At 39.5% G+C, this 17419-nt stretch carries 3 protein-coding genes and 2 tRNA genes; 3 read left to right on the top strand and 2 right to left on the bottom strand.

Annotated features, from left to right (window positions below; genetic code table 11):
- Nucleotides 1-6: 6 nt before the first annotated feature.
- Both JM84_RS04280 and JM84_RS04275 read right to left on the bottom strand, forming a co-directional pair.
- Nucleotides 7-969 (bottom strand): type IX secretion system membrane protein PorP/SprF, encoded by a 963-nt coding sequence (locus tag JM84_RS04280; RefSeq protein ID WP_013750291.1) that lies wholly within the window; start codon nucleotides 967-969, stop codon nucleotides 7-9.
- A 70-nt stretch (nucleotides 970-1039) separates the two neighbouring features.
- Complete coding sequence (locus tag JM84_RS04275; protein WP_144782930.1) at nucleotides 1040-12796, bottom strand: gliding motility-associated C-terminal domain-containing protein; 11757 nt, start codon at nucleotides 12794-12796, stop codon at nucleotides 1040-1042.
- A gap of 513 nt (nucleotides 12797-13309) precedes the next feature.
- Here JM84_RS04275 and JM84_RS04270 point away from each other — a divergent pair.
- The 3 genes from JM84_RS04270 to JM84_RS04260 all read left to right on the top strand — a co-directional run bounded on the left by JM84_RS04270 (nucleotide 13310) and on the right by JM84_RS04260 (nucleotide 17302).
- Nucleotides 13310-13381 (top strand) — tRNA-Gly (locus JM84_RS04270).
- A gap of 71 nt (nucleotides 13382-13452) precedes the next feature.
- Nucleotides 13453-13536 (top strand) — tRNA-Leu (locus JM84_RS04265).
- Nucleotides 13537-13702: 166 nt separating this feature from the next.
- Nucleotides 13703-17302 carry a ShlB/FhaC/HecB family hemolysin secretion/activation protein gene (locus JM84_RS04260; RefSeq protein ID WP_144782928.1) on the top strand — a complete coding sequence of 1200 codons (3600 nt, stop codon included), beginning with the start codon at nucleotides 13703-13705 and terminating at the stop codon, nucleotides 17300-17302.
- Nucleotides 17303-17419: the final 117 nt, after the last annotated feature.

Genomic DNA, 17419 nt, shown 5'->3' with positions numbered 1-17419 from the left:
AAAGAATTAAAAGAAACGTGGAGATATTAATTGCTTAGGCTGCTTAAATACTTCAAACCTTAAGAACACTTCATAACTACCATTATTGAATTGTTGTAGCTCTGTGGTCTCCCTATCATAAGCAAATCCTATCATTAAACTATCTGTAATCTGGAAACCTACCAGACCACTTAATGCTGCACTCCATCTATATGCAAGACCAAGTGTTAATTTATCATAGAGTAACGCATTTGCAGTTACATCTACTTGTAGTGGTGCTCCTTGAACAGCTTTTACAAGTCCTGCAGGCTTGAATTTGAAGTCTTGAGTAATATCAAATACGTATCCCGTCGTCAAGTAATAATTGATTCTCTCACGTGCTAGAAACGTCGAGTTTGTGCTGTTTGAGTTATCACTGTCGTCAAAGTGTTCTGTACGCAATAAATTAGGAGCACTTAATCCTAAGTAGTACTTATCTGTATAATAAAACATACCAAGTCCCACTTGTGGAGAAAATTTATTATCAATATTATTTTGAGCCGTAGCTAGATTATCCCCATTTTGAAATGGGTTTGCCTCGCTGTAATTAATATCAAGTAAATGTACACCTCCTTTTAATCCAAAAGCTAGCTTTCCCTCATCACTGGTAGGTATTGTATAGCTAAAATCTACATCTATATATGTCTCATTACTTATAAATATCTCATCATTAGTAATATTTAAACCAAGTCCTACACGTTTTGACTCTCCTACTGGAGAATGTATGGAAACCGTTTGCGTTCTAGGAGCTCCATCTAGACCTACCCACTGACTACGATGTAATCCTAATACACTTAGACCTCCCCTTGCACCGGCATAGGCTGGGTTTATACTCAATGTATTATACATATACTGCGTGTACTGAGCATCTTGTTGTGCTACTGCAGTTTCAGTTGTAAGACCTAAAACGACTACTGCCAGGGCTACTATGGCGATGTATGTTTTTTTCATAGGTGTTTATTTAATTTTGGTACACTTTCTTTTTTGCTTTCGCGAAAGCGTACCAAATATTATTGTTTTATTATCTATTAATATATAATGGTCCTGCCAGTTGCTTGAGTGAACCAGCATCATTTGTGTAGTCAAGTACATAATAATATGTACCTACGGGTAATAACCTGTCTTGATCTACCACTACACGTCCATTAGACTCTCCTCTGAAGTAGACGTTATCTTGTCCATATCCGTCTGCATCCCAAACAAGTACTCCCCATCTATTATAAATGCGCATCTTATTGTTAGGAAACTGCTCAATCCCTCTTATTACGAAGACATCGTTGAGACCGTCTCCATTAGGAGTCATAATATCAAAGACTTCTAATCCGTCTGTTGCATCTGGATTTCCATTATTTACTTCTAGGAAGTCTGGAATACCATTATCATTCTCGTCACCTAATTCATTACCGTTTAAGATACCGTCACCGTCACAATCACCATCAAGGAATTCTAAACTAACATCGAGTGTCTGGCTACCTACTTCTAAACTACATGAGTTATTAGGGTCTGTTCCATCCAATCCTTCTCTACCATCAGAAACTCCGTCACCATCTGTATCAGGGTTAGTAGGATCTGTAGTGTTACCGTTAGGATCTGAAGGAGTAAGCGGATTATCTATTCCAGTAATCTCCTCTTGATTAGTCAACCCATCGTTATCACAATCTGCATTGTTAAACGCTGATGTTGTTGTTACAGTTTGGCTATCAACTATTAAATCACAAACATCAAATGGATCTGTACCATCTGCTATCTCGTCTCCATTAGTTACACCATCGCCATCACAATCAAGGCTCGCAAAATCAGTATCCATAGGCAATGTCACACTGTCTATTAAGAAATCACAAGGACTGTTAGGATCAGTACCATCTTCTGCCTCGTCACCATCAGAAACTCCGTCACCATCTGTATCAGGATTAGCAGGGTCTGTTGTATTACCATTAGGATCTGCAGGAGTATCAGGATCATCAATTCCTGTAATTTCTTCTGCGTTAGTTAACCCATCGAGGTCACAATCAAGATCATTCCACATTTGAGAAGGATCTAGAGATTGACTACTTACTTGTAAATCACAAGGATCATTTGGATCTGTCATATCTCCAGCTTCATCACCATCTGTCACACCATCACCATCCGTATCAGGATTTTGTGAATCTGTTGTGTTACCATTTGGATCATTTGGAGTTGAAGGATCATCAATTCCCGTAGTCTCCTCATTGTTAGTAAGACCATCCATATCACAATCTGCACTGTCATAAGCAGCATCAGTCATTTCTGTCTGATTTGCTACTACTAAACTACAGTTGTCATTAGGATCTGTACCATCAAGTGCTTCTTGACCATCTGTTACACCATCGCCATCGCTATCAATATCTAATGGATCTGTAATATTACCATCAGGATCTCCAGGCGTTGTTGGATCATCGATTCCAGTAAGTTCCTCACCGTTATTTAATCCATCCATATCACAATCAAGATCATTCCATGCCATTGTCGCAGTAACTGTCTGACTTGCAATCTCAAGCGCACAAGGATCATTTGGATCTGTCATATCTCCAGCTTCATCACCATCGGTTACACCATCACCATCCGTATCAAGATTTTGTGGATCTGTTGTGTTACCATTTGGATCATTTGGAGTTGAAGGATCATCAATTCCTGTAGTCTCCTCATTGTTAGTAAGACCATCCATGTCACAATCTGCACTGTTATAAGCAGCATCAGTCATTTCTGTCTGGTTTGCTACTACTAAACTACAGTTATCATTAGGATCTGTACCATCAAGTGCTTCTTGACCATCTGTTACACCATCGCCATCGCTATCAATATCTAATGGATCTGTAATATTACCATCAGGATCTCCAGGCGTGGTTGGATCATCAATTCCAGTAAGTTCCTCACCGTTATTTAATCCATCCATATCACAATCAAGATCATTCCATGCCATTGTAGGAGTAACCGTCTGACTAGCTATCTCAAGCGCACAAGGATCATTTGGATCTGTCATATCTCCAGCTTCATCACCATCGGTTACACCATCACCATCCGTATCAGGATTTTGTGGATCTGTTGTATTACCATTTGGATCATTTGGAGTTGAAGGATCATCGATTCCTGTAGTCTCCTCACTATTAGTAAGACCATCCATATCACAATCTGCACTGTCATAAGCAGCATCAGTCGTTTCTGTCTGATTTGCTACTACTAAACTACAGTTATCATTAGGATCTGTACCATCAAGAGCTTCTTGACCATCTGTTACACCATCACCATCAGTATCAATATCTAATGGATCTGTAATATTACCATTAGGATCTCCAGGCGTTGTTGGATCATCTATTCCAGTAAGTTCTTCACCGTTATTTATCCCATCCATATCACAATCAAGATCATTCCATGCCATGGTAGGAGTAACTGTCTGACTAGCTATCTCAAGAGCACAAGGATCATTAGGATCTGTCATATCTCCAGCTTCATCACCATCTGTTACACCATCACCATCCGTGTCTGGATTTTGTGGATCTGTTGTATTACCATTTGGATCATTTGGAGTTGAAGGATCATCGATTCCTGTAGTCTCCTCACTATTAGTAAGACCGTCCATATCACAATCTGCACTGTTATAAGCAGCATCAGTCGTTTCTGTCTGATTTGCTACTACTAAACTACAGTTATCATTAGGATCTGTACCATCAAGTGCTTCTTGACCATCTGTTACACCGTCACCATCAGTATCAATATCTAATGGATCTGTAATATTACCATTAGGATCTCCAGGCGTTGTTGGATCATCTATTCCAGTAAGTTCTTCACCGTTATTTAACCCATCCATATCACAATCAAGATCATTCCATGCCATGGTAGGAATAACTGTCTGACTAGCTATCTCAAGAGCACAAGGATCATTAGGATCTGTCATATCTCCAGCTTCATCACCATCTGTTACACCATCACCATCCGTGTCTGGATTTTGTGGATCTGTTGTATTACCATTTGGATCATTTGGAGTTGAAGGATCATCGATTCCTGTAGTCTCCTCATTGTTAGTAAGACCATCCATATCACAATCAATACTATTCCATTCACTAGTAACGATAGTTAAATCTTGATCCATAGCATTATAAGAACAAGGATCGTTAGGATCAGTACCACCATTTACTTCATCATCATTTGAAACACCATCACCATCACAATCTCCAAATCCTTGTCCATTACATTCGTCAAAAGAAACAGAAACCTCTGTTGGATCACTTATATTCCCATCATTATCCATTACTGTATAAGCGATAGGTGCTGGATCTTCTACAGATAATCCTGTACAAGTAGCATCTGGAATACCCGCAGCAGTACAAGGTGTAAAAGTAATTGCACCCGTTACTGGATCTACACTCCAAACTCCTACTCCAAGTTCAACTAGGTCATCACCAGGATTTGTTGTACCTACAATCTGTACCGTGGTTGGATCTACTACATCTCCATCAACATCATTGGCAAGTACATCTACCACTACTGGAAGACCAGTGTCATTACCAGCACTCACATCCGAGGTTGCAACAGGAACGTAATCAATTGTTACCGTAGCCACATTTGATGGATTACCATCATTATCATCTATCGTATAACTAGCAGGACTTGTTGGATCATCGTTAAAACCAGCCAATGGTATAAAGCTAATTTGACCCGTTGTTTCACTCACTTCCCAAGCTCCTTCGCCAGGTACTGTGTATCCTATAATATTACCATCTGCATCAAGTACCTCCATCGTAGCTCCTACTGGAACTACTAGGCTCACGCTCGTTACATCTAAGGTTCCATCAGGATCTGCATCCACTCCAAAACCATTATCAGCCGTTGGATCTAAACTTACCGTTGCACCAGGTGTATTTGCTAAACTCTCATCATTTTGAGCCACTGGTGGCTCTGCATCATACATCACAGATACCGTAGCTGCATTAGATACATTACCATCATTATCATTTATTGTATAAGTAATGTCTTGTGGATCTTGGGTAGATACTCCAACACAACTAGCATCAGGAACTCCCGCTGCACTACAAGGAGTGAAGGTAATCGCTCCACTTACTGGATCAACACTCCAAACTCCTACGCCAGGCTCTACTAAATCATCTCCAGGGTTGGCAGTTCCCACGATTTGTACAGTCGTCAAATCTAACGTACCATCAGGATCCATATCATTTAATGCAACATCAATAAGCACTGGATCTCCAGTCATATTATTAACACTAGCATCATCCATTGCAACTGGTGGCTCTGGAATAAAACTCACACTTACACTTGCAGGGTCTGTAACATTACCTTCATCATCCGCAACTACATACTCAATATCGGTAGGGTTTGCTGTGAATATCTCAGGACAATCAGGTAATGAAACTACTGTACAAGGAATAAACGTGATGGCTCCACTTACTGGATCAACACTCCAAGTACCTTCACCAACAACCACTAAGTCTTCTCCAGGATTTGCAGTACCTACAATCTGTACCGTTGTAGGATCTACTACATCTCCATCAACATCATTGGCAAGTACATCTACCACTACTGGAAGACCAGTGTCATTACCAGCACTCACATCCGAGGTTGCAACAGGAACGTAATCAATTGTTACCGTAGCTGTGTTTGATGGGTTACCATCATTATCATCAATGGTATAACTCGCAGGACTCGTTGGATCATCGTTAAAACCAGCTAATGGTATAAAGCTAATTTGACCTGTCGTTTCACTCACTTCCCAAGCTCCTTCTCCAGGAACTGTATATCCTATAATATCTCCATCTGCATCAAGAATCTCCATCGTTGCTCCTACTGGAACTACTAAGCTCACGCTCGTTACATCTAAAGTACCATCAGGATCTGCATCTACTCCAAAACCGTTATCAGCCGTTGGATCTAAACTTACGGTTGCGCCAGGTGTATTGGCTAAACTCTCATCATTTTGAGCTACTGGTGGCTCTGCATCATACATCACTGATACCGTAGCTGCATTAGATACATTACCATCATTATCATTTATTGTATAAGTAATGTCTTGTGGATCTTGTGTAGATACTCCAACACAACTAGCATCAGGAACGCCAGCTGCACTACAAGGAGTGAAGGTAATCGCTCCACTTACTGGATCAACACTCCAAACTCCAACGCCAGGCTCTACTAAATCATCTCCAGGGTTGGCAGTTCCCACGATTTGTACAGTCGTCAAATCTAACGTACCATCAGGATCCATATCATTTAGTGCAACATCAACAACCACTGGATCTCCAGTCATATTATTAACACTAGCATCATCCATCGCAACTGGTGGCTCTGGAATAAAACTCACACTTACACTTGCAGGAGATGTGACATTTCCTTCACCATCAGCAACCACATACTCAATATCGGTAGGGTCTGCTGTAAAAATCTCAGGACAATCAGGTAATGAAACTACTGTACAAGGACTAAACGTGATGGCTCCACTTACTGGATCAACACTCCAAGTACCTTCACCAACAACCACTAAGTCTTCTCCAGGATTTGCAGTACCTACAATCTGTACCGTTGTAGGATCTACTACATCTCCATCAACATCATTGGCAAGTACATCTACCACTACTGGAAGACCAGTGTCATTACCAGCACTCACATCCGAGGTTGCAACAGGAACGTAATCAATTGTTACCGTAGCTGTGTTTGATGGGTTACCATCATTATCATCAATGGTATAACTCGCAGGACTCGTTGGATCATCGTTAAAACCAGCCAATGGTGCAAAACTAATCTCACCAGTTACAGGATTAACCTCCCAAACTCCTTCACCAGGTACCGTGTACCCTATAATATCTCCATCTACATCCGTCTGTACCATCGTTGCTCCAGCTGGAACTACTAAACTCACAGTCGTTACATCCAAAGTACCATCAGGATCGGCATCAACTCCAAAACCATTGTCAGCTGTTGGATCTACGCTTACCGTAGCCCCAGGTGTACTCGGAGTACTTACGTCATTTTGTGCTACTGGTGGCTCTGCATCATACATCACAGATACCGTAGCTGCATTAGATACATTACCATCATTATCATTTATTGTATAAGTAATGTCTTGTGGATCTTGGGTAGATACTCCAACACAACTAGCATCAGGAACTCCCGCTGCACTACAAGGAGTGAAGGTAATCGCTCCACTTACTGGATCAACACTCCAAACTCCTACGCCAGGCTCTACTAAATCATCTCCAGGGTTGGCAGTTCCCACGATTTGTACAGTCGTCAAATCTAACGTACCATCAGGATCCATATCATTTAATGCAACATCAATAAGCACTGGATCTCCAGTCATATTATTAACACTAGCATCATCCATTGCAACTGGTGGCTCTGGAATAAAACTCACACTTACACTTGCAGGGTCTGTAACATTACCTTCATCATCCGCAACTACATACTCAATATCGGTAGGGTTTGCTGTGAATATCTCAGGACAATCAGGTAATGAAACTACTGTACAAGGAATAAACGTGATGGCTCCACTTACTGGATCAACACTCCAAGTACCTTCACCAACAACCACTAAGTCTTCTCCAGGATTTGCAGTACCTACAATCTGTACCGTTGTAGGATCTACTACATCTCCATCAACATCATTGGCAAGTACATCTACCACTACTGGAAGACCAGTGTCATTACCAGCACTCACATCCGAGGTTGCAACAGGAACGTAATCAATTGTTACCGTAGCTGTGTTTGATGGGTTACCATCATTATCATCAATGGTATAACTCGCAGGACTCGTTGGATCATCGTTAAAACCAGCCAATGGTGCAAAACTAATCTCACCAGTTACAGGATTAACCTCCCAAACTCCTTCACCAGGTACCGTGTACCCTATAATATCTCCATCTACATCCGTCTGTACCATCGTTGCTCCAGCTGGAACTACTAAACTCACAGTCGTTACATCCAAAGTACCATCAGGATCGGCATCAACTCCAAAACCATTGTCAGCTGTTGGATCTACGCTTACCGTAGCCCCAGGTGTACTCGGAGTACTTACGTCATTTTGTGCTACTGGTGGCTCTGCATCATACATCACAGATACCGTAGCTGCATTAGATACATTACCATCATTATCATTTATTGTATAAGTAATGTCTTGTGGATCTTGGGTAGATACTCCAACACAACTAGCATCAGGAACTCCCGCTGCACTACAAGGAGTGAAGGTAATCGCTCCACTTACTGGATCAACACTCCAAACTCCTACGCCAGGCTCTACTAAATCATCTCCAGGGTTGGCAGTTCCCACGATTTGTACAGTCGTCAAATCTAACGTACCATCAGGATCCATATCATTTAGTGCAACATCAACAACCACTGGATCTCCAGTCATATTATTAACACTAGCATCATCCATCGCAACTGGTGGCTCTGGAATAAAACTCACACTTACACTTGCAGGAGATGTGACATTTCCTTCACCATCAGCAACCACATACTCAATATCTGTAGGGTCTGCTGTAAAAATCTCAGGACAATCAGGTAATGAAACTACTGTACAAGGACTAAACGTGATGGCTCCACTTACTGGATCAACACTCCAAGTACCTTCACCAACAACCACTAAGTCTTCTCCAGGATTTGCAGTACCTACAATCTGTACCGTTGTAGGATCTACTACATCTCCATCAACATCATTGGCAAGTACATCTACCACTACTGGAAGACCAGTGTCATTACCAGCACTCACATCCGAGGTTGCAACAGGAACGTAATCAATTGTTACGGTAGCTGTGTTTGATGGGTTACCATCATTATCATCAATGGTATAACTTGCAGGATTTGTTGGATCATCGTTAAAACCAGCTAATGGTGCAAAACTAATCTCACCATTTACAGGATTAACCTCCCAAACTCCTTCACCAGGTACCGTGTACCCTATAATATCTCCATCTACATCCGTCTGAACCATCGTTGCTCCAGCTGGAACTACTAAGCTCACGCTCGTTACATCTAAAGTACCATCAGGATCTGCATCTACTCCAAAACCGTTATCAGCCGTTGGATCTAAACTTACCGTTGCGCCAGGTGTATTGGCTAAACTCTCATCATTTTGAGCTACTGGTGGCTCTGCATCATACATCACTGATACCGTAGCTGCATTAGATACATTACCATCATTATCATTTATTGTATAAGTAATGTCTTGTGGATCTTGTGTAGATACTCCAACACAACTAGCATCAGGAACGCCAGCTGCACTACAAGGAGTGAAGGTAATCGCTCCACTTACTGGATCAACACTCCAAACTCCAACGCCAGGCTCTACTAAATCATCTCCAGGGTTGGCAGTTCCCACGATTTGTACAGTCGTCAAATCTAACGTACCATCAGGATCCATATCATTTAATGCAACATCAACAACCACTGGATCTCCAGTCATATTATTAACACTAGCATCATCCATTGCAACTGGTGGCTCTGGAATAAAACTCACACTTACACTTGCAGGGTCTGTAACATTACCTTCATCATCCGCAACCACATACTCAATATCTGTAGGGTCTGCTGTAAAAATCTCAGGACAATCAGGTAATGAAACTACTGTACAAGGACTAAACGTGATGGCTCCACTTACTGGATCAACACTCCAAGTACCTTCACCAACAACCACTAAGTCATCACCAGGATTTGCAGTACCTACGATTTGAACCGTTGTTGGATCTACTACATCTCCATCAACGTCATTGGCAAGTACATCTACCACTACTGGAAGACCAGTGTCATTACCAGCACTCACATCCGAGGTTGCAACAGGAACATAATCAATTGTTACAGTAGCTACATTCGATGGGTTACCATCATTATCATCTATCGTATATCTAGCAGGATCCGTTGGATCATCGTTAAAACCAGCTTCTGGTGCAAAACTAATCTCACCAGTTACAGGATTAACTTCCCAAGCGCCTTCACCAGATACTGTGTATCCTATAATATCACCGTCTGCATCCGTCTGTACCATCGTTGCTCCAGCTGGAACTACTAAACTCACAGTCGTTACATCCAAAGTACCATCAGGATCGGCATCAACTCCAAAACCATTGTCAGCTGTTGGATCTACGCTTACCGTAGCCCCAGGTGTACTCGGAGTACTTACGTCATTTTGTGCTACTGGTGGAACAGCATAAGCTGCACTTACTGTGGCAGGAATTGTCGTATTACCTTCATTATCTGATACTATATAAGAGATGTCCATCGGACTACCTTCAAATAATCCTGCACAACTAGCGTCTGGAATTCCAGCAGCAGTACAAGGTGCGAACGTAATCGCTCCACTTGAAGAATCAACAGTCCATACTCCTACTCCAGGCTCTACCAAACTTGTCACAGGAACTCCCGGATTTGCTGGGTCTATTATCATTACAGTAGTTGGATCAACAAGGTCACCATCAACATCATTTGCTAATACATCAATTACAGCGTCCATGCCAGGCATAACGTCAGTAATCTCATCTACTGTTGCAATAGGCACATAATCAATTGTTACAGTAGCCTGATTAGAAGTATTACCCGCATTATCATCTATTGTATAAGTGGCAGGAGATGTTGGATCATCATTAAAACCAGCTACTGGTGCAAAACTAATCTCACCGTTTACAGGATTAACTTCCCAAACTCCTTCACCAGGAACTGTGTACCCAATAATATCGCCATCTGCATCCGTTTGTACCATCGTAGCTCCAGCTGGAACAACTAAGCTCACGCTCGTAACATCTAATGTACCGTCAGCATCATCATCTATTCCAAAACCATTATCGGCGGTTGGATCTAAACTTACTGTAGCTCCTGGAGTACTCGGAGCACTTACATCATTTTGTACCACTGGTGGAACACTAGGAACTGCTCCTTGATTATTTGCATCTGTTGATAAATCTTGATTATTGGCAGTATTCGGATCATCTTGATCTGCTTCTACAGTCGCACCATTTGAAAAGGCTCCCTCACTATCAATTGTTGCTGTAACTGTTATCGTCACATCATTAGCAACACCTGCAGCAATACTTGCTATAGTACATGGGAATGCTGTACATCCTCCTCCAGATACATTTGTAATAGTTAAGTTTTCAGGAATATCTGTTACAACAACATTTGTTGCTCCATCAGGCCCTGCGTTACTTACTGTTAATGTATAGGTCACTGTACCCCCCACTACATAAGGACTACTATCAACCAATACTTTATCAATACTTACATCAGCCTGCGCAATAGTAAGCGTCGCTGAACGAGTTTCTGTAAAACAAACATTATCATCATGAGTAACTACAACAAAATACTCCGTAGCATCTAAGCCTGTTACATCATTAACCGTTAAAGCATTTGTATTCTCGCCACTATAATTAGTATCGGCTGCAGTAATAAGAGTTCCTGATGTATCTGGATCACCTATGTACCACATATAGTTTATTCCGGCATTTGCATTTCCAGGAGTTCCGTAATCTGGAACACCTGCTGTAAATCCAGTCGAATTATCTGCTGTTGCCGTAATTGTAAACGTAGCAGACTCACCAGTTGTAGCCGTTTGGTCGGCAGGTTCCATTGCTGTAACATTAACTTGTGTTGCTACAATTTCATTTCCGTTTGCTCCATCATAACCTCCAGTTGCAGGAGAACTTCCTATTACTAGCCCATCACTATCTACCATAGTTGGTATTGCCCCCAATATTCCATCTCCGTTTGGATCAAGACCTCCAGACTCTAAAACATCACTACAGCCATCACCATCTGAATCTAAATCAAAACAATCTGCAATACCATCATTATCTGTATCAGGATTAACAGGCGCCACAAAAATAGTTGATTGAGGGAAAAAATTCCATAACATTACCACAACACTGCCTAAGTTTCTACTATCAAAAATATATTGAGAAACAGTGGTTTGAGGATTATCGAATGTAAATATTGCAGTATGTCCATTAGGAACACCTGTCATATTAAGTAATACGTCTGAAGTGCTATCGTCGACATTAACTAATGTTGTAAAACGTCCTACGTTATTGAGAACATTATTCCCATCTTTATCAGGTATAACAAAAACTCCTACATCATCAATTTGCGCATCATTTACAGTTACAATTGCACCACCTGGATTGGCAGTATCTAATGGGTCAGTATTTATCGACCATACCCCACCTTCGCTCCATGCATAGGCATCTCTGACATCTGTATTATTTAGCGGTGCGGTCAAACTATTGATATTGTTAATGCTCAAACTTGGGATTTGAAAAGGAATAATTGAATTTGTACTAGTCCAAATAAGTTCTACAAATTCATTATCGTTAAGACCAGTAGCGCCATTACCAATCAATCCAGTAGTTAGGTTAAAAGTCGCTGCATTATTCTGACCCGCAGCTTCAACCGTCTGAGGTCCAATATAAATATCAACTGAATAGTTTCCCGACGCATCAGAAACTCTCAATCCAGAAGAGCCACTTGGTATAGTTCCACCTCCTGGAATAAATGCTGATGGAGGTATAGCTGAAATTTGATTGAAAGCAATCGGTGTCCCAGGTTGATTACACCCCTCAGCTACATCTAGTATTCCATCATTATCATCATCTAAATCATTTTCATTTAATACAAGGTCACCATCACAATCTGTAGCAGTACCAACACATTGACCATAAGAGGACAATGTAACACAACCAAATATCGCAAGAAATACAATCATCTTTTTTGAGATAAATGATAATTGCAACTTTTTAATCTGTCCGTAAGGAATAGTAATTTTTCCCATATATATAAATTATAACTTAATTTAACTTTTAATAGAATCTGAGGCTTAAACAAACATCAGATATTAGACTTTTATCTACGTTATCTTAATATCATATTAAATTTAAAAGTAGAACTTCTTTAATCACTTAAGCAAAACTACATGATATTCTTAAACTTAACTTAAATATAAGCACTTTATCGATTAATTTGATCTCTTTGTAGATAATATACATGTATTTTTCGACCAAATGCACTTTTATATGGACGAGTGGCATATTACTTGTAAAAAATAATACACTTAATATCAGCTATTTACCAATAATAGCTTTTGACTTTGGCATAATTACAGGTTTTTTCTTACAGAGACAGGATGTAAATATTGATAAAAACAATGCTTATCCCTGCGTATACTCTCTAACTATAGTGATTAAAATAGTTTTAAAAAAAAACTAGGAAAACTCTTTGCTAAAACAAGAAAAAGATTAAATTTGCATCCGCTACGAGAAATAGCGTCGTTCTGATAGAATGCAATGCGAAAGTAGCTCAGGGGTAGAGCATCACCTTGCCAAGGTGGGGGTCGCGAGTTCAAATCTCGTCTTTCGCTCTAGTTTGAAATTATAACGCTTTCGCGAAAGCGTATAAAAATAAATACCAATTTTTCACGTAAGTGAAAATGCTCGAGTGGTGGAATTGGTAGACACGTTGGACTTAAAATCCAATGTCCATTAGGACGTACGGGTTCAAGTCCCGTCTCGAGTACTAAAACCCTTGTTAATCTACAGATTATCAAGGGTTTTTTATTATATAGCACTTTTATTTTAGTTTAAAAGTGTTAAAGAATTAAATAGAAATAAATTATCTTGAGATGATTAGGCATATATTAAAAGTTATAAGTCTTCAAATTTCAGTCCTTTAAATACGTTATATGAAAATTACTACCTCTCCCACAATGCTTAAGGATCAATATGTACTTAAGGCATTTCTTAGTGCCTTTTTATTACTAAGCACACTACTTGTAAGTGCTCAAGAAGGTAGAGAAATTTCAAAATCCCTTTATTTTACTTCTCACGTAGGTAATAGCGTAGGAGAAAATTCACAATCTATACTTAGCGCTATCGTTAAGGCTTCACAAAAAGATAAAGAGGCTGTGTTTATCTCTTTAGGTAACAATACCCGTGAGGATGGATATCCAAAAAATTCAAGCAAACGTGAAGCAGAAGAAAACTTTCTTACTAACAACCTTTTAACGCCGCTGTCAGGATTTAATGGACAGATCATTTATATACCGGGTACTAATGAGTGGAATAAAGGTGGGCACAAAAATATAGACGACTTAGAATCATTTTTGCAAGATAATGGTGAAGGTAAATTTTGGCCTAATGATGGATGTCCTATAGAACGCGAGACGCTAAGTGATGAGGTTGAGCTTGTAATGGTCGACTCTCAATGGTACTTAGAAGATTGGGACAAACATCCATATATCAATAATAAATGTGAGATAAAAACGCGTGACCAGTTTATGGCTGCCTTTAAAGATGAGCTCAAAGACGAACAAAACAAGACTGTAATTGTTGCACTGTACCATTCTGTATTAAGTTCTACGAGACGCGGTTTTTTTGAAAGAATGGGAGGATTTTCTGACCAATCTTACTTTAATAATGAGATGAACTCTTTTATAGGTGAGCTTGAAACGATCGCAAGTCTATCTGAGGATGTAATATTTATATCTGGGGCAGATAAAAATCTCCAATTTATAATGGATAAGGATATTCCTCAAGTTATAAGTGGTGCCACTGGAAAAACCGAAAAAACTAGAGCAAAGACAAAAAATGGTGATTATGGAAGTGATAAACCAGGCTACGCAAAATTAAATGTTTTTAAAGACGGAAGCTCAGAGGTTCAATTATTTGAAATGAATGGAAACTCGCCTACTCTAGCTTTTACAAAAGAAATAAAGAGTAAAAAAAGATCAACTGGGGATTTTAAATTCAAATCAAAAACAGACTTTAGCGATACGTTCACCTCCTCTATTTATACAAAAGAAGAAACTAAAAAATCAGGATTTTACAAGTGGTTATGGGGTGATCACTACCGTACAATTTACAGTCGTGATATAGATGCACCCGTACTATTTTTAGAAGATTTGCCTAATAATGTAAAAGCAAAGACTGCTGGAGGAGGTAATCAATCAAGAACGCTACGTCTCATAGACGATGAAGAACATGAGTATAGCTTGCGTGAGCTTAGAAAAAGCGCCGTGCGCTTTTTACAATCTTCTGTAGATGATCATTACATTAAAGACTATGTTCGTAATACTGTTGCAGAAGATGTTGTACAGGATTACTATACTACAGCACATCCCTATGCCCCATTTGCAGTTGCAGACCTTATGCAACAGGCCGCTATTTATCATGCAAACCCAGAAATTTATTATGTACCGAAACAAGAGCGCTTGGGGCGCTTTAATGATTCTTATGGTGACAAACTTTATATGTTAGAAGAGCACGTAGGTGATGAGAATAAGGAGTTCGAAACTTTTGGAAATTCTGAAGATATCATAAGTACTACAGATATGCTTCAAGTACTTCTAGATGATAAGGAAGCACAGATAGATGAAGAGGCCTATATAAAAGCGCGTCTTTTTGATATGCTTATAGGTGATTGGGATCGTCACGAAGATCAATGGAGATGGGCTCTTTTTACCCAAGAAGATGGCACGGAGCTTTACAAACCTATACCGCGTGATCGAGATCAAGCGTTCCCTAAATATGATGGTGCATTAATATCACTTGCTAAGATTGCTGTACCTGCCTTGCGCCCTATGCAAACGTACTCTAAAAATGTAAAGAGTACAAAATGGCTCAATTATGCAGCATTCTATTTAGATAAGAGCTTTATCAATGAAGCGGGTTGGGATGTCTGGAAGTCACAAGCAGAGTTCCTACAGAATACTATGACAGATGCAGCGATAGACAATGCATTTGCAAACCTGCCAGAAGGGACCAAAGACCAAAGTATAGAAAATATAAAAAGTCTTATGAAACAACGCAGGGAAAACCTGGTTGCCGTTGCTCAGAATTATTATGATTATTTTAAAAAACACGAAGTTATTGTAGCTACTAATAAAGATAATCTAATTGACATATCACGAGAACGCGATGGGAAAACATCTATAGAAATAAAAGATGATGAACTCACTATATTCAAAAATACGTATGATGCAAAAGAGACAAAAGAAATCTGGCTCTATGGATTAGATGGTGATGATACGTTTACTGTAACTGGAGACGGTAATGACCTGATCAAACTCAAGATATTTGGTGGAGAAGAAAATGATATTTACGATTTAAAAAATGCGCGTAAAACAAAAGTGTTTGACTATAAATCAAAGGAAAATACATTTAAAAATGTGGGCTCTAAAAATCTCACGGACTCTTATGAGATCAATAATTATGACCCTCGTAAACGTAAGTATTCTACGAATGTTATTTTTCCGAGCATTGCCTCAGATCCTGATCGAGGATTAAGTGTAGGTCTCGCAGACACTTATACAACGTACAGTCTATTACGTAATCCTTTTACAACACAACATACTCTCGCAGTAAACTACTATTCTGCTACATCTGGATTTGAAGTTAAGTACCTAGGGGAGTTTGCTCACTTTTTTTATAACTGGAATCTTAATGTAGACACTAGGTTCACTACAGACAACTATGCAACAAATTTCTTTGGGCTTGGTAATGATACTGAATATGATGAAGATGACACAGATATAGATTTTAATAGAACTCGTATAAAGCAATGGCACGTAGCTCCATCATTACATTACAAGAAAAATGATGACTTTTTAATATATGTAGAAGGACGCTTGGAGTCACACGAGGTAGATAATACTGAGAATGGATTTGTAAATGACTTTTTTGAGCCTACTAATGATGTCTTTGAAGAGCAGATTTATGCTGGAGGAGAAGTGGGACTACATTACAATAACAAACGCACTATGATGGCCCTACCTAGGAGAGGTATGGAACTTAAACTGGTGGCAGGGTATAAAACTACTATTGATGATAAATTTAATAATAAATTTGGGTATGTAAAACCAATGGTGTCTTTTATATATCCTATACACGAGAGTGGTGCAGCAACTCTAGCTACAATGGCTAGTGCACAATTTAATCTGAGTGATGATTATGAATTTTATCATGCAGCTAGCGTAGGTGGCAATACTAGTTTAAGAGGTTTCCGTAACAATCGTTTTCAAGGTAAGTCTTCATTCTACCATTCTACAGACCTTAGAGTAGGCTTAGCACAGTTTAGAACATCTTTTGTGCCGTTACGCTTAGGTGTCACTGCTGGCTTTGATTATGGACGTGTATGGGAGGATAATGACAATTCAGAACAGTGGCATAATAGTTATGGGGGTTCTGTATTTATTAATGGCTTTAAAGCTATTACTGCAAATCTTGGGTATTACGTGAGTAAGGAAGACAGTAGAATTTTGGTAAGTGCAGGTTTTAGATTTTAAGCGTATGCTTACAATCTAAAACCTCATTATTTACTAATGTTCTTATGCTACTTTATTAAAATGCTGATAAAGTATAATGGTTATGAGGGCTATAACCTTGAATAAGGAATTGTAAAC

The sequence above is a fragment of the Dokdonia sp. Hel_I_63 genome (assembly GCF_007827285.1).
Lineage (GTDB): Bacteria > Bacteroidota > Bacteroidia > Flavobacteriales > Flavobacteriaceae > Dokdonia.
Note: the sequence above shows the minus strand (reverse complement) of the source record. Positions and strands in the feature narration are given on the sequence as shown.